Annotated in this window: 20 protein-coding genes and 1 riboswitch; of the genes, 12 read left to right on the top strand and 8 right to left on the bottom strand. The window is 63.1% G+C overall.

Features of this window, described 5'->3' with window-relative positions; translation table 11 throughout:
• Window positions 1-114 precede the first annotated feature (114 nt).
• From ACN9MY_RS16995 to ACN9MY_RS16985, 3 genes are all read left to right on the top strand, one after another.
• The gene (locus tag ACN9MY_RS16995; RefSeq protein ID WP_426161582.1) at window positions 115-495 is read left to right on the top strand and encodes a hypothetical protein; all 381 of its coding nucleotides are present in this window, start codon (window positions 115-117) and stop codon (window positions 493-495) included.
• A gap of 93 nt (window positions 496-588) precedes the next feature.
• Window positions 589-3,333 carry an XrtA/PEP-CTERM system TPR-repeat protein PrsT gene (gene prsT / locus ACN9MY_RS16990; protein WP_426335817.1) on the top strand — a complete coding sequence of 915 codons (2,745 nt, stop codon included), beginning with the start codon at window positions 589-591 and terminating at the stop codon, window positions 3,331-3,333.
• 97 nt (window positions 3,334-3,430) lie between these two features.
• Window positions 3,431-4,318, top strand: coding sequence for a hypothetical protein (locus tag ACN9MY_RS16985; protein WP_426335816.1), 888 nt, complete (start codon window positions 3,431-3,433; stop codon window positions 4,316-4,318).
• On the opposite strand, the gene ACN9MY_RS16980 is transcribed toward ACN9MY_RS16985, so the two are convergent.
• Window positions 4,303-5,913 carry an FAD-binding oxidoreductase gene (locus ACN9MY_RS16980; RefSeq protein WP_426335815.1) on the bottom strand — a complete coding sequence of 537 codons (1,611 nt, stop codon included), beginning with the start codon at window positions 5,911-5,913 and terminating at the stop codon, window positions 4,303-4,305. The two genes, ACN9MY_RS16985 and ACN9MY_RS16980, sit on opposite strands and share 16 nt — an antisense overlap.
• 1 nt (window position 5,914) lies before the next feature.
• A complete protein-coding gene (locus tag ACN9MY_RS16975; RefSeq protein ID WP_426161578.1) occupies window positions 5,915-6,628 on the bottom strand; it encodes an N-acyl amino acid synthase FeeM domain-containing protein in 714 nt (237 codons plus the stop codon).
• A 172-nt stretch (window positions 6,629-6,800) separates the two neighbouring features.
• Between ACN9MY_RS16975 and ACN9MY_RS16970 the strand changes: the two genes are divergently transcribed.
• The 4 genes from ACN9MY_RS16970 to ACN9MY_RS16955 all read left to right on the top strand — a co-directional run bounded on the left by ACN9MY_RS16970 (window position 6,801) and on the right by ACN9MY_RS16955 (window position 10,884).
• A complete protein-coding gene (locus ACN9MY_RS16970; protein ID WP_426161577.1) occupies window positions 6,801-7,739 on the top strand; it encodes an EDSAP-1 family PEP-CTERM protein in 939 nt (312 codons plus the stop codon).
• Window positions 7,740-7,841: 102 nt separating this feature from the next.
• Window positions 7,842-9,365 (top strand): XrtA system polysaccharide chain length determinant, encoded by a 1,524-nt coding sequence (locus tag ACN9MY_RS16965; RefSeq protein WP_426335814.1) that lies wholly within the window; start codon window positions 7,842-7,844, stop codon window positions 9,363-9,365.
• A gap of 11 nt (window positions 9,366-9,376) precedes the next feature.
• Window positions 9,377-10,141, top strand: a complete 765-nt coding sequence (locus tag ACN9MY_RS16960) for an XrtA-associated tyrosine autokinase (protein WP_426335813.1) — start codon at window positions 9,377-9,379, stop codon at window positions 10,139-10,141.
• On the top strand, window positions 10,138-10,884 hold the full coding sequence (locus tag ACN9MY_RS16955) for a class I SAM-dependent methyltransferase (RefSeq protein ID WP_426161574.1): 747 nt from the start codon (window positions 10,138-10,140) through the stop codon (window positions 10,882-10,884). Before ACN9MY_RS16960 ends, ACN9MY_RS16955 begins: the two co-directional genes overlap by 4 nt.
• Before the next feature lie 3 nt (window positions 10,885-10,887).
• Here the strand turns inward: ACN9MY_RS16955 and ACN9MY_RS16950 are convergent, their stop codons facing one another.
• From ACN9MY_RS16950 to ACN9MY_RS16940, 3 genes are read right to left on the bottom strand one after another with little or no spacing between them, the layout of a single operon-like run.
• A complete protein-coding gene (locus ACN9MY_RS16950) occupies window positions 10,888-11,934 on the bottom strand; it encodes a glycosyltransferase family 4 protein (RefSeq protein WP_426318017.1) in 1,047 nt (348 codons plus the stop codon).
• A gap of 12 nt (window positions 11,935-11,946) precedes the next feature.
• Window positions 11,947-13,374, bottom strand: a complete 1,428-nt coding sequence (locus tag ACN9MY_RS16945; RefSeq protein WP_426161572.1) for an oligosaccharide flippase family protein — start codon at window positions 13,372-13,374, stop codon at window positions 11,947-11,949.
• A 1-nt stretch (window position 13,375) separates the two neighbouring features.
• Window positions 13,376-15,457: a glycosyltransferase gene (locus ACN9MY_RS16940; protein WP_426335812.1), complete on the bottom strand. Its 2,082-nt coding sequence runs from the start codon at window positions 15,455-15,457 to the stop codon at window positions 13,376-13,378.
• 98 nt (window positions 15,458-15,555) lie between these two features.
• Here ACN9MY_RS16940 and ACN9MY_RS16935 point away from each other — a divergent pair, with 98 nt between their 5' ends.
• Together ACN9MY_RS16935 and ACN9MY_RS16930 are read left to right on the top strand one after the other, a co-directional pair.
• Window positions 15,556-16,260: a hypothetical protein gene (locus tag ACN9MY_RS16935; RefSeq protein ID WP_426335811.1), complete on the top strand. Its 705-nt coding sequence runs from the start codon at window positions 15,556-15,558 to the stop codon at window positions 16,258-16,260.
• Window positions 16,245-16,865, top strand: coding sequence for an ABC transporter permease (locus tag ACN9MY_RS16930; protein ID WP_426318014.1), 621 nt, complete (start codon window positions 16,245-16,247; stop codon window positions 16,863-16,865). The genes ACN9MY_RS16935 and ACN9MY_RS16930 overlap by 16 nt, the downstream gene beginning before the upstream one ends.
• Here ACN9MY_RS16930 and prsR read toward each other — a convergent pair.
• Window positions 16,839-18,185 (bottom strand): PEP-CTERM-box response regulator transcription factor, encoded by a 1,347-nt coding sequence (prsR, locus tag ACN9MY_RS16925; RefSeq protein WP_426318013.1) that lies wholly within the window; start codon window positions 18,183-18,185, stop codon window positions 16,839-16,841. The genes ACN9MY_RS16930 and prsR overlap by 27 nt on opposite strands.
• 101 nt (window positions 18,186-18,286) lie before the next feature.
• Here prsR and nadB point away from each other — a divergent pair, with 101 nt between their 5' ends.
• Complete coding sequence (gene nadB, locus ACN9MY_RS16920; RefSeq protein WP_426335810.1) at window positions 18,287-19,894, top strand: L-aspartate oxidase; 1,608 nt, start codon at window positions 18,287-18,289, stop codon at window positions 19,892-19,894.
• Here the strand turns inward: nadB and ACN9MY_RS16915 are convergent.
• A complete protein-coding gene (locus tag ACN9MY_RS16915; RefSeq protein ID WP_426335809.1) occupies window positions 19,891-20,634 on the bottom strand; it encodes a substrate-binding periplasmic protein in 744 nt (247 codons plus the stop codon). The genes nadB and ACN9MY_RS16915 overlap by 4 nt on opposite strands.
• 39 nt (window positions 20,635-20,673) lie before the next feature.
• Here ACN9MY_RS16915 and ACN9MY_RS16910 point away from each other — a divergent pair, with 39 nt between their 5' ends.
• Window positions 20,674-21,216, top strand: coding sequence for a GNAT family N-acetyltransferase (locus tag ACN9MY_RS16910; RefSeq protein WP_426335808.1), 543 nt, complete (start codon window positions 20,674-20,676; stop codon window positions 21,214-21,216).
• Here the strand turns inward: ACN9MY_RS16910 and ACN9MY_RS16905 are convergent.
• Window positions 21,213-23,303: a 3-hydroxyacyl-CoA dehydrogenase NAD-binding domain-containing protein gene (locus tag ACN9MY_RS16905; RefSeq protein WP_426318009.1), complete on the bottom strand. Its 2,091-nt coding sequence runs from the start codon at window positions 23,301-23,303 to the stop codon at window positions 21,213-21,215. The genes ACN9MY_RS16910 and ACN9MY_RS16905 overlap by 4 nt on opposite strands.
• Window positions 23,304-23,600: 297 nt before the next feature.
• On the opposite strand from ACN9MY_RS16905, the gene ACN9MY_RS16900 reads away from it, so the two are divergent.
• Window positions 23,601-25,076, top strand: a complete 1,476-nt coding sequence (locus ACN9MY_RS16900; RefSeq protein WP_426335807.1) for a S8 family serine peptidase — start codon at window positions 23,601-23,603, stop codon at window positions 25,074-25,076.
• 224 nt (window positions 25,077-25,300) lie between these two features.
• Window positions 25,301-25,387, top strand: a riboswitch (cyclic di-GMP riboswitch).
• Window positions 25,388-25,393: the final 6 nt, after the last annotated feature.

Below are 25,393 nucleotides of genomic sequence, written 5' to 3'. Positions count from 1 at the left end.
TTCATAAAATCGTGAAAGTTGCCCGCAACTTGACGTACGGCAATTAATTGATATAATGCCATCCATTCTGGGATAATAAGAAATATGGAAATGTTTAACAAGGCGGGAGTGATTGTGACATCCACCCTTGTGATGGTCGGCATGTTGATTGCTTGCCAAGCCAAGGAAGACGTCGAGCCGCCAGCACCTGTCGTCGAAGCCGTAGCAAAGAAACTGGCCGTGCATGGCGGGGCAGCGGCAGAACGCCGCCTGCGCGAATGGGCCGAGCAAGGCTCCCCTGTTGCAGCTCGCGAGCTGGGCCTCCTGTACAGCCAGGATGTTGCAAAGCACAAAGAAGCGATGCGTCTGCTGGAGAAGGCCGCCCTCGCCGGCGACTCCGTTTCCGTCGACTACCTGTCTACCCGTTTCCGTTCGAGCGCCACTGTCGCAAATGCCGACGGTTCGCGCAGCTGGCCGCTGTATGTACAGCTGTCCAACCAGCACCGTACCAAGTAAGCCCCCGACGGATCGCGTGCTTTCTTGAGCGCGATCAACAAGCAGATCTGAGAGCTCCCTACGCTGGTAACTCCACCAGCCTGGGAGTTTTCCATGTCACGCGTGATTACCATTGCCGCAGGATTGACTCTGACCGCCCTGCTCGCTTGCCAGAGAATGAAGCCGGTCGCCGATGTACTTGCCGATGCGCGCAAGGCGCACGACAGCGGCGAAGACCGGGCTGCCGTCATCCATCTGAAGAACCTGCTGCAGCAGGAGCCGGGCCATGGCGCGGCAAGACGCATGCTGGGGGAGTTGCACCTGGCAATGGGCGATGCCGTTTCGGCCGAAAAGGAACTGCGACGCGCCCTGGCCCTTGGCCAGCCCCGGCAGGAACTGTTGCCGCTGCTGGTCCGTGCCATGCTGGCCCAGACGTCCTGGCAGGGCGTGCTCGACGAATTGCAGGCTGAGCCGCTGACCCCGGCCGTCCTGGCCTGGCGCGGCCACGCCTTGCTTGGGCTAGGCAAGGCAGAAGATGCCGGCCAGCTTTACACCCGTGCACTCCATCGAGACGACAAGCTGGTCGAGGCGCACCTGGGCCAGGCCCGGCTTGCCTTGCTGCGCAACGACACCGATGCGGCAGGCGAGTCGGTGCAGCACGCCCTTGCGGCCGACCCGCACAATAGCGAAACCTTGCGCTTCCAGGGGGACCTGCTGCGCATGCGAGGCGACCTGGACGGCGCCCTCGCGGCATACCGCGCCATCCTTGAACGCGATAAAAGCAATGTGCAAGCCTTTGCTGATATTGCATCGGTCCATCTTGTGCAGGGAAAGCCGGCGCTGGCTCGGGAGGGGCTCGAAGCGGCAAGGAAGATCCAGCCGGCCAGCCTGGTGATCCTCTACGCCCAGGGCTTGCTTGACCTGGCCGAAGGCAAACACAAGGCCGCCCTGGAGCGCGCGCAGATGGTCTTGCGTGCAGCGTCGGATCATTTGCCGAGCATGCTGTTGGCTGCCACTGTCGAACTGGAAAACGGCGCCTTCTCCCAAGCGCGGGCCCATATCTTGCGCTATCGCCAGTCACAGCCCAGGGAAATGTTCGCGCTGCGGCTGCAGGCTCAATGTGATCTGCAAGAAGGAAAGCCCCGGGACGCCCTGGCGCTACTTGAGCCGGCAATCGCCGAGCATCCGCAAGAGATCGACTTGCTGGCGCTTGGTGGCGAGGCCGCCATGCGTGCCGGACAACACGAGCTGGCCGCACGCTGGTTTGGCCGTGCCAGCAGCCTGGCGCCGGAGTCGAGCAGCCTCTTGGCCGCCAGTGGCCTGAGCCTGCTCAGCCAAGGCCAGGACGCACGGGCCGTCGACGCCCTTGAACAGGCAACACGCAAGGAAGGGGCGTCGGCTTCGCGCGCCGCTTCCCTGTTGGTCATGAGCTACCTGCGCAACCGCAACTTCAGCAAAGCCATGCAGCAAGTCCAGCAAATGGAAGCGCTGGGCGACAATCCGTCGGTGCAAAACCTCAAGGGCGGCGTGCTGCTTGCCAGCGGCGACCTGGTTGGCGCGCGCAAGGCCTTTTCGCGTTCACTGGAACTCGACCCTGCCCATATGCCTGCGCTGGACAACCTGGCGGAGCTCGATTTGCTGGAAAAGAAGGTACCGCTGGCGCGACAGCGCTACACCGCCGCGCTGGAGCGCCAGCGCAATAGCCTGCCATTGATGATGGCGCTCGCCAAACTCGAGTCAAGGCAAGGCAACGCCGCAGCAGCGATCAGCTGGCTGGAGCGGGCCATTGCGTCCTCCCCCGATGCGGCTGCCCCCGTGCAGGCGCTGACAGCACTTTACTTGCGCAACGGCCAGGCAGCCAAGGCACTCCAGCAAGCCCAGCGCCTGCAAGCAGTTCGCCCAAACGAACCGGCCAGCCTTGATTTGCTGGCGCAGGCAGCGGCGGCCAACGGCCAGCACAAGCTGGCGCTCGAAATCCTGCAGAAGCTGGCGCTTCTCCGCCCCGTCGAGCCCGAAGTGCAACTGCGTATTGTACGCAGCGCGCTCGCCCTCGGCCAGAAAGGACCCGCTTTGCTGGCTGCACGCAAGGCCGTCGCGCTCGACGCGAGCCGGGAAGATGCCCTGCTGCTGGTGAGCGCGCTGCTGCTCGATACCCGCGCATTCGACGAGGCCCGCAAACTGGCCCGCTCGGTGCAGCAACGTCAGCCTGATTCCGGCATGGGCTTCAAGCTCGAAGGCGATGCCTGGCTTGAAGAAGGCAGGGCAGCTGACGCCGTGGCCTCGTATGAGCGTGCTTTCCGACTGCAGAGCAGCGGGCCGCTATTGATCGCCCTGCACCGCGCCTTGCTGGCAGCCGGGAAGGCTGAGGCGGCGAGCCAAAGCATGCGCGACTGGCTTGGGCAACATCCCTCCGACCAGGCAACCAGGCTCTACTATGCGAGTCATTTGCTGCAGCAGGCCCAGTTTGGCGCCGCCCAGCGCGAGTACGAAATCATCCTGCAACGCGACCCGGACAATGTACTTGCCTTGAACGACCTGGCCTGGACGCTGCTTCATACCAAAGGCGGGGACGCGGTGCGGACCGCCGAACGGGCCTACCAGCTTGCCCCGCAAAATCCGGCAGTAGCCGATACCCTGGCCTGGAGCCTGGCCGAAAGCGGCAAGCCGGCGCGCGCCTTGCCTTTGCTGAAGAAAGCACTGGAAACTGCGCCGACAGCCAGCGATATCCGGCTGCATTACGCCCACGCGCTGTTCCGCAGTGGCGACAAGCGGGCCGCGCGCAGCCAATGCGAACAATTATTGGCAGTCCAGGGTTTTGCGCACAGGGCAGAGGTCGAGGGCTTGCTGGCGAAGATGTAAGGTGTCGGCCTAATTTACGCCTGAGCGCGCCGCCCCTTGGCGCCGGCGCTGGCGCGTTCCTTGCAACGTGGGGCTTATCCATCACTGGGAGCACACCATGTTCAAGAGCGTACTTTGCAAGGGCACAGCCTGGCTTTCGGCCATGGCGATCGCCGGAACCGCCGCCGCAACCCCGCTCGCCCCGTTTGTGCTGCACACGCCGGGCGCGGTCGAAATCAAGTTCAGCGGCTACCTGGCCCGCAGCGGCGACACCGGCGCTTCGCCCGGCATCCACGAAGCCAGCTTCGGTGCAGGCTATATGACCAGCATCCATGAACTCGGCAACCCCGCCAATCAGCTCTGGCGCAGCGGACAGGACAACCAGAGTATTTCCTTCTTGATGTATGGTGCCGGCGATGCCGCAGTGCTCCCGGTGGCTGGGTCGTCGGCACACCAGGTCTTCGGCACCGGTTGCACCCATCTTGCCTTCGGTTGCGACGGCAAGATCCACCTCGACTTCTACCTCGATAAACTGAGCGGCGGAACCAACCCAGGCTTTGGCATTGGCGGCATCAAGGCCTCGCAACGCCAGGGTTTCAGGCAACTTGGCGGCATTACCGATGGCGAGCTGTTGATGCGCTGGGAGTTCGTACCGGGACTATCGCCCACTACGCCAGGCGGAACGCCGGTCACCCTGGTGCAACAGCTAAGCGGCCTCACCTCGCCTTCGTCCGGCTTTGGCAGCTTCCTGGCGCGTTGCACGGGCGGTCCGGCATGCGGCTATTTCACCAGCGGTATGCAGCAAGGGGGAGCTGACTTCTATGGCACCAATACCATGACCAGCATCCTGGCCCTGACGGCCATTGGCCAGAATGGCTGGTCAGCCCGCCTGTCCGATCCGGTGATCGCCCAGGTGGCGCTGGGCCAACCCTCCACCCTTGCCTTGCTGCCGATTGGCGCTGCCTTGCTGTTCCTGCTACGCATGCGCCGTCAGCGCGGCTGGTAACGGCCCGGGGCGATGATGTGCTGCGGATCAAGCGCCGACTTGATGCGGGCCACGGTGTCCCAATACGTATCGTGGCCGCTGTCCAGGGCCCCCACCGATTGCGGACCCACGCGATAGGGAATGTATCCAGCGCCCATCAGCCGTGCAAACGAGGCATCGTAGCATTGCCGGGCGCGCGCCGCCTCCGCCGCATCTTCCTGGTCAAAGCAGATGGTCAGCACGCCGCCCAGTGCACGCTCGTTGATCATGCTGAAGGTTTCGAACAGATCGAAGCCATGGCTAGCAAACAGCGGCTCGACCAGCGAGTGCACGTGCAACAAGTCGGTGCCGCGCATCGGCAGCACGGGTGCCAGCCACATCATTCCGCAACCGTCGCGCGCCGGATTGGCGCCCAGTGGGAATCCCTGAGGCAGGCCACCTCGGCGACGCCAGTAGGCGCCTGCCAGGAAGCGGCCATCCGGAATGCCGCGGTTCATGTTCAAGAGGGAGCGGCCAAGGTCGACCTGCGCCGACAACCGCGATCCGAGCCTGCCTTTTCCCATCAGGCGGGCCGCGATGCTTCCGAGTGCCAGCGTGCGGTCATCGATAAAGCGCAAGGTGGCCAGCCTGCCAATGGCCGCCTGCAGGGCACGGCGCGCATCGGCCACCTGGGCCGGCCGGCCGTAAAGCGCAGCTGACACAGTCCAGGCGCCGATCCCGGCCTGCCGGCACAGGCCGGCGCGCAATGGAAGCGGCAGCGGCGGCCCTTGCGGCGCCAGCGACGCTGGGAACACCATTCCTCCCGACAGCACGCGCAAATCGTTCCCGATATGGACCACGCTGGGCAATGTGCCGTCCAGGCGCAGTGGGCGCAGCGCATCCACAACTGCGGCGATGCCCTCGAAGCCGGGGACGCTCGCAACCAGGTGGCTTACCACTTCCGTTTGCGGCATCAGCCAGAAGCCGAGGCTGGTAATAATGCCGAAGTTCGATTGCGTGAACAAACCGTCCAGCCATGGCCCGACACCATACGGGTAAAGGTGGGCGGCACTGGCGTGGGCAAAATGGGCGAAACCAGTCTCGAGCGTGTCGCCGCTGGCCAGCACGATGCGCATGCCGGCTACATGCAGCATGCGGTTGCCATAGGGCGTATGGCCGAAGCCGCGCTCCAGGATGTTGCCGACGAGGCTGGTATCCGGCCCGGCGCCGGTACAATCCATCCACAGGGGAAGTTGCAGCTCCGCCAGTTGACCGGCGAGCTGGGCCTGCGTGACGCCGGGCTCGATCACGGCATAGGCAAGGTCCGGATCGATCTCAAGAATGCGGTTCATCCCGCCCAGGTCCACGATGACCTGGCCTTCGCTGCTTGGGTTGGCGTCGCCGTATCCCCAGTTGCGGCCGGTACTCAGCGGATACAGCGGGACGCCAAATTCGCCGGCACTGCGCACCACGGCCACCACCTCACCGTGCGATAGCGGACGCAACACTGCAAGGGGCGCGACGGGCTGGCCCGAGGTGCTGGCAGTGTACGGCGCAAATTCGCTGGGCGAGGCAAGCACCCGGGCTGGACCAAGCAGCAGGCGCCAGGCCTGCAGTGCGGGTTGGAGGTTCGCCATCTCAGTCCCTCCCCTCGCGCAAGCGGACCGTAATACCGGCCTCATCTTGCGGCGAGAAAAAGAAGGGGTAGAAGGAACGTTCGTTAGGCACCGATTCCATGCGCCCGCCATAGAGCCGTATCTGCTCCGCCATGTGCGCCAGGTCCAGCCGCAGCAGCACCGCCGGCGCGCCGACCCGGCTGCAGTGCCGCTCCGGCGCCGCATCGCGGAAACCCAGCATGCGCTTGTAGAACCTGACATGGCGCGGGTTGACTTCGATCACATAATCCGTGCAACCGTGCAGGTTGTGCGCGTACACATAGGAGATGTGGATCAGCGCTGCAAACACGCGCATATTGACATTGCGGTCGATGGCCAGCCGCGCCGGTTCGCACAGGCGTCGTCCCTGCTCCCGCAGTGCGGACAGGATGTCGCCAAAGTTTTCATCGGCCGGCAGGCCAATGTCGGGGTCGTCAAGGCACAGCGACATGGTGCCAACCGTATCACCCTGGCTATCGGCCGCCAGGGTGATACGGTTGGGTTGGTGGGGGGCGTTGGGATCCACTTCATAGCCGCGCCAGCCATACATCTTTTGCAGCAGCACACTGGCCGCTTCGCGTTTGCCGGCCGAATTGGCCAGCCGGATATGGAAAAGCTGCTGGTCGATCGCGTGCAACGGCTGCTCGCCGCCAGCGTTCTCGTCAATCAACAGGGAAACAATGGTGTCGTCGTCCACGGTGCGTCCTCCTATCAGTATAGGGCTTGGATGCTCGGGCTGGCCCAAGGTTCCGCACGCGTCGGATTTCTTTTCACGGGCCGCGGCCAACGGGGCGCCACGGCATGGCACGGATGCTGCTCATACGACCATGCCGGCAAACCTGCCGCAATCCAATCGGGAGATCCACGCTATGACTACCTTGCGCAAGTCTTTACTGGCAACTGCCGCCTTGCTGGCGGCCAGCCTTGCCAGCGTACCGGTCCAGGCCTCCACCTTTGCCTCGGCCATCCTCGACATCAACAACTTCAGGCTGCTCCACTCCAACGGCACCGCCTACAGCACGACCGACTTCACGATCTTGCAGGGTACCAACGATGCCCACGCAACTGCTTCGCTGAACGGCGTCTTCGCGAACGGAACCTCGTCGATCCCGATCCTGCTTGGTGTCCCGAACGTGCCGCATCAATGCATGGGCGCCCCCTGCGGGGGGCTGGGCGAAAACAACTTCACCCCGCTGCCCAGCCCGCCGCCAGTGCCAGGCACTTTCGGCTATGCCGACCAGGACCTGACCGGCGCCTCCATTACCATCGGCGCAGCGCCGGCCGGGGCACACGCCCGCACGCGGGCCGATGCCTCGACCGCCCTGAACGCCATCGCATCGGGCAATTCCGACGTCGGTACCTCGACCACCTTCCAGTTCACGCTGGGAGCAGCCGACACCATGACTGTGTCGTTCGACGCAACCGCCTTCACCCAGGCTTATGTGTCGCCCGGATCGGGACCGGACGCCAATGCCAATGCACGGCTGTCGTGGTCCATCAACATCATCGACCTGACCACCCAGGGCCGGATCTTCGACTTCGCGCCAGACGACCTGAACGCATTCAGTGTACGCAGCCGCACGGATGGCAGCCCTGGCATCCTTACGTACACCTTTGCGACCCTGCCCGGGGTGCCGCTCACCAAGGTGTCGCCTTTGCTGACAGCCGGCACCAGTTACCAGATCACGATCCAGCACAACACTCTGGCCAACGCCCTGCAGCAGGAGTTGCCGGAGCCGGATTCGCTGGCCGTGCTCGCTGCAGGCATGCTGGCGATGTCGGTTGCGCTGCGCCGCCGCAAATCCTGAGCACTTCTTGACAGGCCTCAACGTTCGGGCGGGTTCGCCAGCCAGGCTGGAATCCCGCCCATATAATCCAGAGGACCGAGGCGTATCACCAGGGAGCGCAGCATGGAGCATCTCTTCAGCCAATTGCTGTCCGGCCTGAAAGGCATCTGGAAGCACCGCTGGGCGGGATTCAGCATCGCCTGGGTGATTGTGCTGATAGGCTGGGCCAAGGTCTACTCCCTGCCCAACGAGTACCAGAGCACGGCCCGCGTGTTCGTCGATACCCAAAGCATCCTGAAGCCGCTGATGGTGGGCATGACCAGCATGCCCAACGTCGAGCAGCAAGTCGCCATCATGAGCCGGACTTTGCTAAGCCGGCCGAATATCGATCGGGTATTGCGCATGGTGGACCTGGACGTGCGCTCGGTGTCCGCACGCGACCACGATGCGATGGTCGACGATATGCTGAAGCGGATTCACATCAACGGCACCGGCACCTACGATATCTACACCATCGGCTACACCCACTCCGACCCGCGCCAGGTGCGCGACGTGGTGCAGGCCTTGCTGTCGATCTTCGTGGAAGGCAGTTTCAAGGGAAAGAAAGGCGATTCCGAGAAGGCGGTCCAGTTCATCGACGAACAGATCAAGAATTACGAAGACCGCCTGCTCACGGCGGAGAACGCCGTCAAGGAATTCCGTCTCAAACACAACTACCTGCTGCCGCGCGAAGGCCAGGATTATGGCGGCAAGCTGCTGACCGCGAACGACGCATTGGCCAGCGCCCAGCTGGAGCTGGCCGAGGCCGAACAGGCGCGCAAGGCCATTGAAGCCCAATTCGGCGGCGACGAGCCGCTGCTTGCGGGCGTCGGCACGCCGGGCGAGGTATCCGAGCTCGACTCGCGCATCAGCGCCTTGAACAAGAGCCTCGATGCCCTGCGCATGCAATACACCGACCTGCATCCCGATGTCGTGGCAGCCCTGCGCCTGATCGCCCAGCTTGAAGAGAAACGGCGCGAAGAGCGCCAGAAGCATGCTGACCCCGGCGACACAGCGCGCCAGTACAACCCCTTGTTCCAGCAAATGAAGGTGGCTTTGGCGGAATCGGAAGCGCGGGTGGCCGCATTACGGGCGCGTGTCGAGGCCATGCAACAGCGCCAGGCGCAGCTCCAGGAGCAGCGCAATGCCGTGCCCGAACTCGAGTCCCAGCTCGGCCAACTGACACGCGACTACCAGGTGAACAAGGAAAATTACGAGAAGCTCGTTGCGCGCCGCGAGGCAGCCAAGCTGTCGGGGGAATTGACAACCACCACAGAAATGATGAGTTTCAAGATCATCGATCCGCCAACCATGCCCCAGCGCCCCATCGGCCCCAACCGCGCCCTGTATTACAGCGCAGTGCTGGCCGCCGGCCTCATCGGTGGCGCAGCGGCAGCGCTCGGGCTGTCCGAACTGCGCCCCACGTTCCTGAGTCCGGCCGATTTGCGCGCGGCGACCGGCTTGCGGGTGCTCGGTACCATTGGCATGAACTGGACCGATGAAGAGAAGCGCCGGCATGCGCGCGACCGCCTGGGTTTCAGCGCCGGCAGCGCCTGCCTGTTGCTTGGCTATAGCGGCGTGATGGTGTTCACCCTGTTCTACCAATAGATGGAGGCCCCATGCAATTACCGCCCAACCTGCTGGAACTTGCACCGCCGACCGAACTCGGTTACGCCGACATCAACCTGGTCCGGATGCGGCAGCGCGGAATGGTGACGCATGAGAGCGGCCGCACTTCCGTCGCCGAGGACTTTCGGATCGTCAAGCGCCACTTGCTCAATGACGCGCGCTCCGGCGGCGCCAACGCCATCCCGCACGGCAACCTGATCGTCGTCACCAGCGCCCTGCCGGGAGAAGGAAAGACCTATTGCGCGGTCAACCTGGCAATGAGCATTTCCATGGAAAAGGATGCACGCGCGCTGCTGGTGGACGCCGACGTGGCGCGCCCGTCGGTACTGAAAGTGCTGGGTTTGCAGGCTGAACGGGGCCTGATGAATGTGCTGCTCGATGGCAGCGTGGAATTGTCCGACGTGATCATGCGCACCAATGTTCCGTCGCTGACCTTGCTGCCTTCCGGTCCCTCCAGCCGCCACGCGACGGAACTCCTTGCCAGCCATAGCATGAGCCGCCTGCTGGAAGAGCTCGCCAGTCGCTACCCGGATCGCATCATCGTTTTCGATTCGCCGCCCTTGCTGCTGACCACCGAGGCCAGTGTGCTCGTCTCCCAAATGGGACAGGTTGTCATGGTGGTGGAAGCCGAGACCACGACCCAGTCCGCCGTGCAGGCAGCCCTGCAGCGCATCGAACATTGCCGGCACGTGAACCTGGTCTACAACAAGTCGCGCGCCTTCCCCGGCGCCCAATACTACGGGTATTACGAATGATAGATGCCGCTGCCATCGGGCTACTGCTCATGTGCGCCTATATCCTGCACAAGGTGCGGAATATGCACTTGCTGGTGCACGCGATGAAGGATGATTCGCGGCAGGAACATGCGTCGCTATTCAGGCAGCTCGAAGCCCTGCAGGGGCTCTACATCAGCCTGGGGCTGCAGCGTGCCTTGCCCCTGACGCGGGGTTGGGCCGCATCGCCGGATTTTCTCCAGGAACTGGCAGCCCATGCCCTCGATGAGAAGCCGCGATGCGTCGTCGAATGCAGCAGCGGGACTTCGACCCTCGTGTTGGCCCGATGCATGCAAATCAACGGCGCCGGCAAGGTGTACAGCCTCGAACACGATCCCGCCTATGCCCGGCGCACGCGGCGACAGTTGGAACTGCACGGCCTGGCGGACTGGGCAACGGTCATCGACGCGCCACTGCTGACGCAAACGTTCGGCGGCCGCCAGCAGCCCTGGTACGACTGTAGCGGCTTGTCGACCGGGCAAGCGATCGAGATGGTCGTGATCGATGGCCCGCCGCAGGCGACAAGCGACGCCGCGCGCTATCCGGCCGGTCCCATCCTGTTCCCGCGCATGGCTCCGGGTGCCGCGATCTTCCTTGACGACGCAATGCGTCCCGGCGAGCGCACGGCCCTGCAACGCTGGGCAGCCGAATTCCCGGAGCTTGAAATCAGCTCGCTGCCCTGTGAAAAGGGCGCCGCCATGCTGCGCTACAAGCCTAAAGCTTGAAGGTCAGGCGGCCTTGGCCGGTACCAATTCCCGATAGCAGGCGGCGACCTGCGTGGCGACTCGCTGCCACGTAAACTGCTCGACCATCGACTGCACGGTGGTGCGCTCCGGCGGCCGGGAAGCCAGTGCGATGATTGCTTCGCGCTGCCCGGCTTGGTCATCCCAGCCGACCTTGCGCAGCATTGCATCTGAACCATCCAGTTGCAGCGCGCTGTCTTGCGTCATGACCACAGGGGTTCCGGCAGCCAAGGCTTCAAGCACCGACAAGGGAAAGATCTCGCCCTGGCTGGGCAGCGCCACTACCGAGGCCGCTGCATAGGCACTGGCCAGGAGCGGGTCTTCATGATTGAGCGCCCCAAGCCAACGCGCCCAGGGTGATTTCAGCACCCTTTGCAAGTAATCATGCTCTTCGCACGCGACGGGACCAATCATTACCAAAGGCAGCTCGCTGCCCTCCAGCGCCTGCGCCAGGCCAAGTTGATTCTTGTATGACGAAACGGTGCCCACCGTGAGCACGAAGGGACCGACTATCCCGGTACGGTGACGGAACAGCTCGCCTTTCGCCGTGAAGAACTGGCGGCTGATCCCATTGGGAAAGACGCGAATCTTGGAGCGCTCCGTCAGGAAGCCGCTGATGATTGCTTCCCGCTCCGCCTCGCCAAGCGCAATCACCAGGTCGGCTAGCTGCAGGGCGCGCTTTGTCTGGGCATAGCTTGTCTGGAGATTGTAGGAACAGATGCGCCCGGCCAGCCGGTCCGCCACCCGCGCGCGAAAACCCGCATTGCGGTTCCAGGTGGGAGACACCAGCGGTGACAGCACGACGGGAAGGCCCAGTTCGACCGCCGATTCCACCACGCGAAAGTTGCCGTTAAAGGCAGAGAAAACGTGGATCAGGTCAAAGTCGGCCAGCTTCTGGCGCGCAGGGTCGACCAGTTCGGCCGACATCGACGCATCAAGGTGATTCAGCGCCGCTATGGTCTCACGCACCTGCACCTGCAGGCCCCCTTCGCGCTGGAACAACATGGGATACGACAGGATTCCGATTCGCATAGCGCCCTCCCCTCATTGTTGCCAGCCGGCGCGGCGCAGCAAGCCCGCCAATGGGTGCTGCTGGAGCCAGATTGCGAGCCCCCATCCAAGCGCTCCGCTGCCGGCGCCCGCCATCAAATGCAGTACACCCGGCGCTTCATTGCGGGCCATCGCCAGCACCAGCATGGCCGGGGCGATGGCAGCAAGGGTAGCCATGGCGCTCTTGCGCAGCGCCCGGAGCAGGTTTGCCGGCTGCAGGCCGAACAACTTCTGCAAGCACCGCAACACCAGCCAGCTGCGCAAAGCCAGGCTGAAAGCGATTGCTGCCGCCAGCCATTCCAGGCCCGCCAGGCCCGCCGGAAGCAGCATCGACAAGCGCCCGAGTACAGCGATCGCGTCTATCCTCGCCTGCTCGCCGATATGGCCGGTGGCGAGCAACAGGTAGCGCCCCATATTGAACATGCTATACAGCGCGGCAGCACCGCACATGATCCGGATCAAAGGTACGCAGGCTTGCCACTGATGTCCGTACAGCAACGCCACAATTGGTTCAGCGTATAGGCCGGCGAACAGGAAGAAGGGCCAGGACAAGGCCGTAATGCAGGCGGCAGCCGACACATAGGCCTGCAGGGCATCGCCTCCCTCGCGGGCATGCCGCGCGAATAGCGGAAAGATCACTGGCGAGACAGCGCTGGTAACGGCCTGGTTGAAGAGGGACAGCACAGACTGCGCTTTGCCCAGCAGCGCGACCTGCTCCGCGCCAAGCAGCTTGCCGGCGATCAGGTCCGGTGCTACCACGCCGATCTCGTCGATCGCATTTCCGGCAACGGCCAGCCCGCCGGGCCGCACGAGCGCACGAATCCCCTGCAGGCCCGGGCGCCACGCCATGCCTGCAGGTTGCCGGGTGAGCGCGACGAGGAAGGCTGCGAAGGTCGCGGCAAAGCTTCCCCAGGCCAGCGCACACGGCCCCAATCCGCCTGCCGCCAACGCAATGGTGGCAGCGAACTGGGTCGAGCAGTAGCTGGCCGATACCATCAAAAGCGCGCTTGCGTGCATTTCACGGCGCAGCATCGCGGTTATCTGCGACGAGAATGGGACCAGTACGAAATTCAGCGCCAGGATGCGCAGCACCTGTGCCAGATCCGGCTGCCGATAGAACACTCCCAACGGCTCTGCCAGGCCAGCCAGCAGCACAGCCAGGCTCCATCCCATCGCCACGGAAATGGACAGCAGAGCGCGCTGTTCCGCGGTCGACAGTTCGCGCCGCGCGACCAGCAACTGCCCGGTCCCCAGGTCGCGGAACACCTGCGCCAGCCCGGTCAGCACCGCAGCGATCGAATAGACGCCGATCTCGGACGGCGACAGGAGCCGGGCGAGGATGATGGAAGATGCCAGGGCCAGGGCGGCCTGCAGGTACTTCTCGGCAAAGCCAAAGGCAAAGTTGCGGGCGACTCCACGCATCTCACGCCAGCCCGTCGTAGAAAGCCTCCACCTGTGCGCTGATCACCGGCACTGCATAGCGCGCTTCCACCTCGACCCTGCCCTGGCGGCCCATCTCGGTGCGGCGCACGGGGTCGTCGAGCAGGGCGCCGATCGTCGCGACCGCATTGTCAATATCGCCCGGAGTAAGCAGCAGCCCGCCTGCGCTGCCTTCGAGGATATCTTCGCTGCCGGGGACCCGCGTGGCCAGCGCTGGCACCCCGCATGCCATCGCCTCGATCGTCGCAATGCCGAAACCTTCTCGCCGGCTGACCAGCAGGTGCAGGTCCATGGCTGGAATGATCGACTCGACCTGGGCCTGGAAGCCGGTGAAGATGACGCGCCGCGTCAGGCGCTGGCGGCGCACCATGTCCCGCAATGACGATTCCAGCGGGCCGGTCCCCACCAAGAGGAGTTTCAGACGGGGCCGCACCCTGGCCAAATGAGCGAAGATCGCAAGCAACTCCTCCGGGCGCTTTTGCGCCGACAGGCGGCCTACGCTGCCTATCACTTCGTCATTGTCAGCGATTCCCCATCGGCGACGCGCAGCAGACCGCCGCCGGGGCGAAGCCTGGAAGCGGCGCAGGTCCACGCAGTTCGGAATGACGGCCAGCCGCACGTCGGCAGGCAACCATTCCCGGTACAGGGACAGGAAGTGTTTCATCGCGGAGCCTGAAACTGCGTACACACCCTTCACGCCTGCCATTGCCCGCTGCAGCAGGCTGCGCTGCCACTCATTGAATTCGGTGTGAGGAAACGCATTGTGCACGCTGATCACGGCCGGCACCCCGCAATGCTGTGCCAGCCACAAGGCGCTGGCCCCGTATGTCGTCCAGCAGAACGCCACGTGCACCAGGTCGGGACGCAGCTTGCGCAATGCCGGCGCGCTGAAGGCCATCGCCCGCAAGCGGTTCAGGCGCCGCCACGGCCACTCCTCCAGCATGGGCGGCACGTTCAAGTCGGCGATTTCGACGCATTCATCCTGCGCAGACTGGCGCCAGCGTTCATCGCCGGCAAAGCGCGGTGGCGCCAATACGCAGTCGTAGCCAACGCCCTTCAGGAAGCGGGCCTCGTCGAGCATGCGCAGCTCCATGCCGCCCAGTTCGCCGGAAAAGCTGGTGAGCACTATGCGCCGGCTTGCCGGACGCCTGGTGGCAGCCGCCGCTTCGGCGATATAGCCGCCAAGGTAGGCCAGTTCCCAGCGCCGCTGGAATATGCGCTCCGGCTGGCGCAACAGCATGGCTGCGCCGAGCCCGCACAGTTCTTCCACGTATTTGCGCAGCATCCAGCGCGGTGCGCCGAACAGTTCCGGGAACTGGCCGGGCCGGGTCAAACGGCAAGCGCCGCGGCCATAACGGCGGGCGCGCGCCATCACCCAGTCCGGTGTCAGCTGCACCGGGCGTATGTGGTGGGCAACGCGGGCCGCCGGACAGAACCAGGACTGGAAGCCGGCGCCTTCCAGCAGCCGGGTGAAACTGACTTCGCCGCCCATCGCGTACTCGCCCGCGGCCGGCCCGATCGATTCGTCAAAGCGGTAGCCGTGACGGAATACTTCGCCGCGCACCGCCATGTTGGCGCCCCAGACCAGTCCGGGGTAGACAGGTCCCTCCGGCAGCATCGGGTCCGTCAGGCCGTACGTCAGGCCGCAAGGGACCAGCCGCAGCAGCCATTCCGGCGGCGCCACGCTCCAGTCGGGAACGATGCTGCCGCCGAAGATGGCGAAGCCCTGGCGCTCCGTTGCTGCGTCGGCGTAGCGTACGAGCCAGTCGCGGTCGGGAGTGGCGTCGTCGTCGGTGAAAACGAACAACCGTGTCTCTGGCCCCTTCATCGCCAACGCGAGGCCGTGGTTCAGGGCAGCGTTCTTGCCGCGCCGCGGTTCGTAGGCGTAGTGCAGCGGAAGCCGGCTGGTGTAGGACATCAACAGCTCGCGCGTGCCGTCGTCGCTGCCGTTGTCCACCACCAGCAGCCGCCACCCTTCCTCAGGGCTATGCAACTGCGTGTAGGCGTCGAGCACCTGCGGCAAGGTGCGCACGCCGTTGAACGTAGCCATCAGCACAGTAAGCATGATGATTCCTCCCTGGAGGTCCCAGTCTATGCAAGGCGCCGGCGCAGCCGCTTGCGTTAGCTCAAAGAGCCCGCGCGAAGCTTTGCTGTAATGACTTTATGTTCACGCGCTTACTGCACACAGTTTCGGAACTCGGCGCCGGCAATGCGGCCTGGTATGCCGCCGCGCGGGCCTTGCAATTGTTCGGCCTGCATATGTGGCGCTACCATTTTGTCGCGCAGCGCGTGGCATCGAGCGCCATGCGCAGTGCACCCGGCAGGCTGCTGATGTCTCCCATCGCCAGCCTGGCCGACTTGCCGCCGGAGTATCCAAGGCCGCGTGAAGTCGTGGCGGCGCGCTTCCGCCAGGGCGGCTGCAGCATCGCGGCCTGGAAAGGATGCGAACTCGCCGCAATCCTGTGGTACCAGTTCGGCGCTTACGAAGAAGACGAAGTCCGCGCCCGCTACTGCCTGCCATCGCCGCATTCTTGCTGGGACTATGATGTGTTCGTGCAGCCGCATATGCGCCTTGGTACGGCATTCTGCCGGATCTGGGATGAGGCACACCGCTGCATGCATGCACGCGGGATCCAGTGGACATGCAGCCGGATTTCGGCTTTCAATCCGGGGTCGCTGCGAGCCCATCATCGCATCGGCGCAGTCCACCTTGGCAGCGCGACGTTCATTGCGCTGGGGCGCTGGCAGCTGATGTTCGCCAACCGCCCTCCTTACGTCCACTTGTCCGCCAGCCCCAGGTCGCGGCCGCAACTCGTCTTCGACACGCGCCCGCTCGAACACGGAGAATCGCAATGCCAGCCTACCTGATCCTGCTCGCCGCCCTCACGGCCGACTGTCCGCCCTACAGCAAGGGCGCAACCGGCGGCGATTACTACGACGCCGAGGATGCCAAAGGCCTGGCTGTGGTCGAGACCTTCCATTTCGGCCCGCAGGTGGAAGCGCTGCAGCGCGGGATGTCGGGCACCTTGGGCGGCGATATCGGCTACACGCTGGAACACTTTCCCAACCATCCCCGCGCCCTGTCGGCAATGGCGCGCCTTGCATTGCGCACAAAGCAGGCGCAAGCGCCGGGGGCACACCACACAGTGGAGTGCTACTTCCAGCGCGCCATCGCGTTCGCGCCCAAAGATGGCGCAACACGCGCCCTGTTCGGCGCCTATCTGCTGTCCTTGCGGCGCGATGCCGATGCGATAGAGCATTTGCAGGCGGCGCTGCAGGCACAGCCAGGCAATGCCGCCGCCTGGTACAACCTGGGCCTGGCCCGGGTAAGGCAGAAGGACTGGCCGGCGGCACTGGATGCGGCACACAAGGCATATGGCCTTGGATTCCCGCTCCCCGGCCTGCGGCAGCAATTGAAGGCTGCGCGCGAATGGCGCGAAGCGGATTTACTTGATCCCGTGGTGGCTCATTAAGTCATACAGCGTGGGCCGGCTCACGCCCAGCAGTTCGGAGGCGCGCGCAATATTGCCGCCGGTCCTGGCCAGGGCCTTGACCATCACCCGGTATTCCGCAGCATCGCGCGCATCGCGCAGGTCGATGTTCTCGGCCTGCGGGGCGCCGGGCGGCAGGCCCAGGTCCTCCAGCGTGATATGCGGGCCTTCGCTCATGATGGCGGCACGCTTGATGCAGTTCTCCATCTCGCGCACGTTGCCCGGCCAGCCATAGGCTTCAATCGCGGCCAGCGCATCCGGATGGAATGGCAGCGGCGGGCGTCCTTCAGCCTGCAGGAAACGATGGCGGAAGTGTTGCGCCAGCAGGACTGCATCGCCAATCCGTTCGCGCAGCGGCGGCACCACCAGCACGATTTCACTCAGCCGGTAGAACAAGTCTTCCCTGAAACGTCCCTCATCCACCATCGCCTTCAGGTTGCGATGCGTGGCACAGACGATGCGCACGTCGACCGCGATCTCGCTGCGGCCGCCCAGGCGTTCGATCACGCGCTCCTGCAGGAAGCGCAGCATCTTTGCCTGCAGCGGCAACGCCATGTCGCCAATTTCGTCGAGGAAGAAGGTGCCGCCGGCGGCCAGCTCTATCTTGCCCAGCGTCTGCCGCTCGGCACCGGTGAAGGCACCCTTCTCATAGCCAAACAATTCGCTCTCCAGCAGATGCTCCGGAATTGCCGCGCAATTGATTGCCACCATGCGCCGGTCGTGCCGCGCGCTCAGCTGGTGCAGGCCGCGGGCCAGCACTTCCTTGCCGCAGCCAGACGCCCCCATCAGCATCACGGTAGCGGAGCTTGGCGCAACTTTTTCTATGCTCCGGCATACGCGCAGCATGCCGGGGTCGCGCGTGACCAGGCCGGCCAGCGGCGAATCAGCCTCGGTCTGCAGCATGCGCCGGTTCTCCTGCTGCACGGTGTGCAGGAAGAAGGCGCGTTCCGCCATCAAGCGCAGCATCTCGCCATCCAGTGGCTTCTGGTGGAAATCGTAGGCGCCAAGCGCCATCGCTTTCAGCACGTTTTCGCGGTCCTGGTTGCCGGACAGGACAATCACCTTGGTATCGGCAGCAATTGCCAGCATCTGCTGCAGCAAGAGCAAGCCTTCGCTTGCGCAATCGGGTTCCGGCGGCAGGCCGAGGTCCATGGTCACCACCGCCGGCTGGTGCCGGCGCAACTGGCCAAGGGCGGCGTCGCGGTTCCCCGCAAACACCACCTCGTACGCGTCCAGGGCCCAGCGCAACTGCTTTTGCAGGCCCAGGTCATCCTCCACCACGAGCAGCTTTTTCTTGGTCATGAGCCCATGATGCAGCATGCCGGCGGTGGGGCTTTTGAGGCAGCGCAACGGCAAATAGTTTATATTGTTGCTTATTACGCGAAAAAACAGCCCGAAACACCATGAAATTCGATGTCGTGATCGTCGGCAGCGGCCTGGCCGGCCTCTCTGTTGCACTCCACCTGGCGGAAAGCCGCAAAGTAGCCATCATCTCCAAACGCGCCTTGCTCGACGGCGCAAGCAACTGGGCCCAGGGCGGTATCGCCGCGGTGCTCGATTCCGGCGACAGCCACGAGCAGCATATTGCCGATACCCTGGTTGCCGGCGGCGGCTTATGCGACGAGGGGGCCACCCGTTTCATCGTTGAACACGGACGCGAAGCCATCGAGTGGCTGATTGACCTCGGCGTTCCGTTCACTCGCGACGAAAGCGCGGAACTGGGCTTCCACCTGACCCGCGAAGGCGGCCATAGCCAGCGCCGCATCATCCATGCGGCCGACGCAACCGGCCACGCGGTGCAGGTGACGCTGGAAGAGAAAGTCCGGGCGCATCCGAACATCAGCCTGTTCGAGCAGCACTGCGCGATCGACCTGATCACCACGGACAAGCTGGGCCCGCGCCCCGCCAATTCGCAGCCCCGCTGCCACGGCCTGTATGTCCAGGATGTGACAACCGGCCAGGTGCACACCGTCACGGCCGAACACACGGTGATGGCGACCGGCGGCGCAGGCAAGGTCTACCTGTACACCACCAATCCCGATACCGCCAGCGGCGACGGCATTGCCATGGCCTGGCGCGCGGGTTGCCGCGTGTCGAACATGGAGTTCATCCAGTTCCACCCGACCTGCCTGTACCATCCCTACGCCAAGTCTTTCCTGATCACGGAAGCGATCCGCGGCGAAGGCGGCCTGCTCAAGCTGCCGCCGGAAGCCGGCGCCGCCGCCGGGCAGCGTTTCATGCTGGCGCACGATGAACGGGCCGAACTGGCGCCGCGCGACGTGGTTGCGCGGGCGATCGACTTCGAGATCAAGAAGCGCGGCCTGGACTACGTCCACCTCGACATCAGCCACAAGCCTGCCGACTTCCTGATCGAGCACTTCCCGACCATCCATGCACGCTGCCTGGAACTGGGCATCGACATCACCAGGGAGCCGATCCCTATCGTGCCGGCGGCGCACTACACCTGCGGCGGCGTGGTGACCGACCTGTTTGGCCGCACTGACTTGCCTGGCCTGTACGCCGTGGGCGAAACCGCCTGCACCGGCCTGCATGGCGCCAACCGCCTAGCCAGCAATTCCCTGCTCGAGTGCGTTGTGATCGGGCGCGCCTGCGCCCAGGACATCCTGGCCCAGGACAAGGAAAGCACGCCCTACCTGCCGGATTGGGATGAAAGCCGCGTCACCGACGCGGACGAGGAAGTGGTCATCGCCCACAACTGGGACGAATTGCGCCGCTTCATGTGGAACTATGTGGGCATCGTTCGCACCACCAAGCGCCTTGAGCGCGCCCAGCACCGCATCGCCCTGCTGAAGGAAGAAATCGACGAGTACTACCGCCATTTCCGCATCACGAGCGACCTGCTGGAGCTGCGCAACCTGGTGGAAGTTGCCTCGCTGATCGTCAACAGTGCGCTGCAGCGGCGCGAGAGCCGCGGCCTGCATTTCAGCCGCGATTACCCGGCTACGCTGCCCAAAGCCTTGCCGACCGTGCTCACGCCGGAGCGCCGCTAAGGCACGTTCACCTCGTGCCGCAAGCCCAGGCGCTTCAACTCCCCGCTTTCGACCAGGCGCTGGAATTCGGCATCGAATTCCTTGCGCAGCGCGTCGGCTGCGGGGCGCTTGGGAAATGCGAAGTACCCATCCTGCACCTCGATCACCCGTGGCAGCATGACCAACTGGCCTGACAGCCCCAGCCGGCCCAGCACCGGTTCGGTGTTGCGGCGGTTACTGGCAAACATTTGCGCATGCTGCGCCGCCAGCATTTTCAGCCCGCTGTCGACACTGTTCACAACATCCAGCCGCAGCTGCGGCCTTGCCTTGTCGAAGGCAGGCCCATAGGACCAGCCGTTGACGATGGCGATGCGCTGTTCTGACAGGGACGCGTAGTCGCCGCTCCAATCCTGCAGCGCCCCTTTACGGACGTAGAACACCATCTGGTCCTGGTAGAACGGCAGTTTTGAGAACGACATCAGCTGTTGGCGCTCGAAAGTCTTGTAAGGGCCAACCAGGATATCGGCCTTGCCTTGCGCGACCAGGGCCTGGGCGCGTGCCCACGGATAGAGTTCGAAGATGGCCCGATGTCCCAGGCGCTCGGCGATAAGGCGCACAATTTCGGGGCCCAGGCCAACAATCTCACCCTCCTGGCCGCGTTCATAGACGCGTTCGAAATGGGTACCGATCACCAGCAGGTCGCGGGCCGCCGCCGGCAGGCAGCAAAGCAAGGCGAAGATAGCAGCAGCGAATTTGCGCATGATTTCTCCCTCGGTGCCACCCTATGATAGCATTTCCGAATGACAAATCCAGTCACATTGCGCGCCGCTACAAAGGCTGATATCCCGGCCATGGAAGCCTTGATCCGGCGCTCCGGCATCGAGCTCAGCAAGGGGTTTTATACGGATGAACAGGCGACAGCCGTAACGCGTCACGTGTTCGGCGTCGATACGCAACTGGTGGAAGACGGCACCTATTTCGTCATCGAGCGCGACGGCGAACTGCGGGCCTGCGGCGGCTGGAGCAAGCGCGCCACGCTGTTCGGGGGCGACCGCCACAAAGCCGGACCGGATCCCTTGCTGGACCCAGCCACCCAGCCGGCACGCATCCGGGCCTTCTTCGTCGACCCTTCGGTTCCACGCCAAGGCCTGGGCCGCATGCTCATGGAGCATTGCGAGCGCCAGGCGGCTGCCGCGGGCTTCCTGCTCATGGAACTGGCAGCCACCATGCCCGGCGTGCCGCTCTACATTGCGTGCGGCTTCGAGACAGTGGAAGATTTTGCGCTGGCGCTTCCAGGCGACGTCGCCGTACCGTTATCGCGCATGCGCAAGCGCATTGCTTAATGACTATTGAAGCCCTTGCCTTCCGCAGCCAGCCTGGCCAGTAGCGGCGCCGGTTTCCAGGCTTCGCCGTGGCGGCCCCGGGCGAATTTCTCGATGGTGCCCAATACATTGGCCAGGCCAACCGTATCGGCGTAAAACATCGGGCCGCCGCGATACAACGGGAAGCCATAGCCGGTCAGGTAGACCATGTCGATGTCGGAGGCGCGCAAGGCGATGCCTTCTTCAAGGATCAGGGCGCCCTCGTTTACCAGCGCATAGACCAGGCGCTCGACGATTTCCTGCTCGCCGACCTGGCGTCGTTCGACGCCGATATCCGCCGAATGCTTGATGATCATTTCGTTCACCAGCGCGCTAGGGGAAGCCTTGCGGTCGCCTTCCTTGTAGTCGTACCAGCCGCCGCCGGTCTTCTGGCCGAAGCGGCCCATTTCGCACAGCAGGTCGGCTGTCCTGGAATACACCACTTCCGGTTTTTCGATGTAGCGGCGCTTGCGGATGTACCAGCCGATATCGTTGCCTGCCAGGTCGCTCATGCGGAACGGTCCCATTGGGAAGCCAAACTTCTCGATAGCCTTGTCCACCTGCTCAGGCAAGGCGCCCTCCTCCAGCAGGAACCCGGCCTGGCGGAAGTATTGTTCGATCATGCGATTGCCGATGAAACCGTCGCACACACCGGACACCACGCCGGTCTTCTTCAACTTTTTCGACAGCGCCATGGTGGTCGCCAGGACGTCCTTGCCGGTTGCCTTGCCACGCACGACTTCCAGCAGCTTCATCACGTTGGCAGGGCTGAAGAAGTGCGTCCCGATCACGTCTTGCGGACGGCTGGTAAAGGCTGCAATCTTGTCCAGGTCGAGCGTGGAGGTGTTGGAAGCCAGGATCGCGCCAGGCTTCATCACCTCGTCCAGTTTCCGGAATACGGTTTCCTTCACGCCCAGGTCTTCGAAAACAGCTTCGATAACCATGTCGGCGTCGGCAATGGCGCTGTAATCAAGAGTGCCGCCAATCAGCGCTACCCGCTGCTCGAACTTTTCCTGGGTAAGCTTGCCCTTCTTCAGGGTGTTCTCATAGTTCTTGCGAATGGTGGCAAGGCCCTTTTCCAGCGCTTCCTGCCTGGTTTCCAGCAGGACGACCGGAATGCCGGCGTTGGCAAAATTCATTGCGATACCGCCGCCCATGGTGCCGGCGCCAATCACAGCAGCCTTGCGGATCTCGCGAACCGGAGTATCGGGCGGCACATCTGGAATCTTGCTCGCGGCCCGCTCCGAAATGAACGCATGGCGCAACGATTTGCATTCGGTGGTCTGCATCAGGTGCAGGAAGCGCTCGCGCTCGAATTTCAGGCCGGCTTCGAAGTCCATGGTGACCGACGCAGCCACGGTTTCGAGGCATTCCAGCGGCGCTGGGAACGGTCCGGCGACCGCCTTCACGGTATTGCGGCTGAATTGCAGGAAGGCTTCATGATTCGGGTAGTCCACTTTGCGGTCGCGTACTTTCGGCAGGGGTCGCACGTCGGCGATGCCTTCTGCGAAGGCACTGGCTTCGGCCAGCAGGTCGGCGCCGGCCGGCAGCAACTTGTCGAACAGTGCCGTGCCAGCGAGTTTTTCCGACAACACCGGCGTGCCGGACACAATCATGTTCAACGCCATCTCCAGGCCCAGCACGCGCGGCAGGCGCTGCGTACCTCCTGCGCCTGGCAGCAAGCCCAGTTTCACTTCTGGCAGTGCAATCTGGGCGCCCGGAAGCGCTACTCGGTAATGGCAGCCAAGTGCCAGTTCCAGGCCGCCGCCCATGGCGACCGAATGAATTGCTGCCACCACTGGCTTGCTGCAGCCTTCCACCGCACGGATCAGGCTGTGCAAAGTCGGCTCGGTCAGTGCTTTCGGCGAATTGAATTCCTTGATATCAGCCCCACCGGAAAATGCCTTGCCGGCTCCAGTCAGCACGACAGCTTTGACCGCGCCGTCCTCCTGCGCCCGCCGAATGCCTTCGATTGCCGCAGTGCGCGTCGCCAGGCCAAGGCCGTTGACCGGGGGATTGTTCAGCGAAATGACAGCGATGGAACCGTGGACTGCGTAATCTGCGCTCATGGATTGTCTCTTCTTTGTTGGTGTGGTTGTCCGATGCCGAGCAGCTACTATAACCCACAAATCGAACGATCGTGCGCTTCGCTGGCGGCGCTTGTCGCAAATTATATAAAACTTCCTTGAAATTAATCAGGCTTTCATCGAATAAATATCAATCAGGTATAAATCAGATTTCTCCGCCAGTGACTTCATCTTTTAAAAATACGCTTGCCCAACATTAATGGTCCGCATAATATCGTTCAAACACCAGGCACAGCAGTTCTCGTTTTTTAAAACCATTTGAAAACAGGGACTTGCATCATGAAACAGATCATTGCCCATTGTCTTGCAATCGCAACGCTTTCCACCGCCTTTAATACATCCGCCAGTGCCGCGCAGCCTGAATTTTTTGCCTCCGGCCGCGTTCTTGTTGAGCCGCGCGCAGGCTTGACAATGGAAGTGGTGTCGCAAATTTTCAAAGAGAACGGCGGCAACCGGGCGCACAAGCTCGGACAGAGCAATATTCACGTACTTGTGGTACCTGTGGGCGCCGAACGGGCCATGGTCAATAAGCTGAAGCACAATCCACACTTCAAATTTGCTGAACTTGACCGGGCAGTACCGGTCGCCACAACAGCCAACGACCCCTATCTCGGCAGCGAGTGGCACATCAACAAGATTGCGGCCAATACCGCCTGGGATTCGAGCCAGGGAGCGGGCGTCACCATCGCCATCCTGGATTCGGGTGTCGATTCAGGCCATGCGGACTTGGCGGGCAACCTCGTTGCTGGCTATAACGCCTACGACGACAATACCAATACCGCCGACGTCTGCGGCCACGGCACCAAGGTCGCGGGCACTGCAGCTGCAATAAGCAATAATGCGCTCGGCGTCGCCGGCGTGGCCGGCCGGGCCAAAATCATGCCGATCCGCATCGCCTTCGTCAGTGCAGGCTCGTGCTACGCTTATTTCTCGACCATGGCGAGCGGGCTGACCTGGGCAGCCGATCACGGGGCCCGCGTGGCCAATATCAGCTACGCCAGCGTTCCGACCAGCTCGGCAGTGCAAAGCGCAGCGAATTACCTGCGCAGCAAAGGCGGCCTGCTTTTCGTTTCAGCCGGCAATTACAACCGCAACGAAGGCTTTACGCCGACGAATACCATGGTCCCGGTTTCAGCCACTGATCCCAACGATGCCCGGGCCAGTTTCTCGAGCTACGGCGCTTTCGTCGCGTTGTCTGCACCAGGCTTGGGCATTTACACGACGGTGAGCGGAGGCGGCTACGGCGGCGTCAACGGCACCTCTTTTTCAAGCCCGATTGCCGCTGCTGTTGCGGCGCTGGTCATGTCCGCTAATCCTGTACTGACGCCCGACCAGGTCCAGGACATCCTGTTCAATACTGCGATCGATCTTGGAACTGCCGGGCGTGACATCTACTTCGGCTTTGGACGGGTGAATGCAGCGGGCGCCGTTGCTGCCGCCCTGGCGGCGCCGGCAGCTGATACTGTCGCGCCGACCGTGTCCATCCTCAGCCCCGAGGGGAGCATCACTGTTTCCGGCCTGGTTGCAATTGACCTGGCCGCATCCGATGACAAGGGTGTCGTTCGTGTCGACCTGAAAGTGAACGGTACCGTCGTCGCCTCCGACACGTCCGCCCCGTACGGCTTCAGCTGGAATTCCAATGGCGTTGCCAACGGAATGAACAGCCTGGCCGTGATCGCCTACGATGCAGCCGGCAATGCCGACACTTCCACCGTTTCCCAGGTGAATGTGGCCAATGGAGCGGCTTCCAGATAAGCCGCTCCCATTCATTTCTCCTCTGAATACGCCCGGCCAAAGCCGGGCTTTTTATTTAAAGACATTATTGTAACTACGAAAGTTGAAGTAACAGTGGGAAATATTCCTAGTCTTTGAATTAATAGGTGTTTCTAATAGTCCAGACTTAATTGCGACATTCAAAAAAAGTTTTTAAAATCCGCTTGCCACACGGCAATTGCTTGACTAAGATTCCGTACAGCAAGATCTGATAAGGGCAAACCACGGGAAACTGTGGGACGCAAAGTCATCGGTCTAACGGGCTTCGGCCCCATGACGGCAGGACTGCCAGACAAAAG

The organism is Pseudoduganella sp. R-31 (assembly GCF_049913235.1).
GTDB lineage: Bacteria > Pseudomonadota > Gammaproteobacteria > Burkholderiales > Burkholderiaceae_D > Rugamonas.
The sequence above is the reverse complement of the archived record's forward strand: the minus strand, read 5'-3'. Positions and strand labels throughout refer to the sequence as shown.

Excerpts from the sequence above, each read along its gene's own strand:
- ACN9MY_RS16935 (WP_426335811.1), top strand. The coding sequence starts at position 15,556 with ATGTTCACGCGCTTACTGCACACAGTTTCGGAACTCGGCGCCGGCAAT.
- ACN9MY_RS16985 (WP_426335816.1), top strand. The coding sequence starts at position 3,431 with ATGTTCAAGAGCGTACTTTGCAAGGGCACAGCCTGGCTTTCGGCCATG.
- ACN9MY_RS16970 (WP_426161577.1), top strand. The coding sequence starts at position 6,801 with ATGACTACCTTGCGCAAGTCTTTACTGGCAACTGCCGCCTTGCTGGCG.
- ACN9MY_RS16950 (WP_426318017.1), bottom strand. The coding sequence starts at position 11,934 with ATGCGAATCGGAATCCTGTCGTATCCCATGTTGTTCCAGCGCGAAGGG.
- ACN9MY_RS16980 (WP_426335815.1), bottom strand. The coding sequence starts at position 5,913 with ATGGCGAACCTCCAACCCGCACTGCAGGCCTGGCGCCTGCTGCTTGGT.
- ACN9MY_RS16930 (WP_426318014.1), top strand. The coding sequence starts at position 16,245 with ATGCCAGCCTACCTGATCCTGCTCGCCGCCCTCACGGCCGACTGTCCG.
- prsT (WP_426335817.1), top strand. The coding sequence starts at position 589 with ATGTCACGCGTGATTACCATTGCCGCAGGATTGACTCTGACCGCCCTG.
- ACN9MY_RS16965 (WP_426335814.1), top strand. The coding sequence starts at position 7,842 with ATGGAGCATCTCTTCAGCCAATTGCTGTCCGGCCTGAAAGGCATCTGG.
- ACN9MY_RS16960 (WP_426335813.1), top strand. The coding sequence starts at position 9,377 with ATGCAATTACCGCCCAACCTGCTGGAACTTGCACCGCCGACCGAACTC.
- ACN9MY_RS16945 (WP_426161572.1), bottom strand. The coding sequence starts at position 13,374 with ATGCGTGGAGTCGCCCGCAACTTTGCCTTTGGCTTTGCCGAGAAGTAC.
- ACN9MY_RS16910 (WP_426335808.1), top strand. The coding sequence starts at position 20,674 with ATGACAAATCCAGTCACATTGCGCGCCGCTACAAAGGCTGATATCCCG.
- ACN9MY_RS16900 (WP_426335807.1), top strand. The coding sequence starts at position 23,601 with ATGAAACAGATCATTGCCCATTGTCTTGCAATCGCAACGCTTTCCACC.
- prsR (WP_426318013.1), bottom strand. The coding sequence starts at position 18,185 with ATGACCAAGAAAAAGCTGCTCGTGGTGGAGGATGACCTGGGCCTGCAA.
- ACN9MY_RS16955 (WP_426161574.1), top strand. The coding sequence starts at position 10,138 with ATGATAGATGCCGCTGCCATCGGGCTACTGCTCATGTGCGCCTATATC.
- nadB (WP_426335810.1), top strand. The coding sequence starts at position 18,287 with ATGAAATTCGATGTCGTGATCGTCGGCAGCGGCCTGGCCGGCCTCTCT.
- ACN9MY_RS16905 (WP_426318009.1), bottom strand. The coding sequence starts at position 23,303 with ATGAGCGCAGATTACGCAGTCCACGGTTCCATCGCTGTCATTTCGCTG.
- ACN9MY_RS16940 (WP_426335812.1), bottom strand. The coding sequence starts at position 15,457 with ATGCTTACTGTGCTGATGGCTACGTTCAACGGCGTGCGCACCTTGCCG.
- ACN9MY_RS16915 (WP_426335809.1), bottom strand. The coding sequence starts at position 20,634 with ATGCGCAAATTCGCTGCTGCTATCTTCGCCTTGCTTTGCTGCCTGCCG.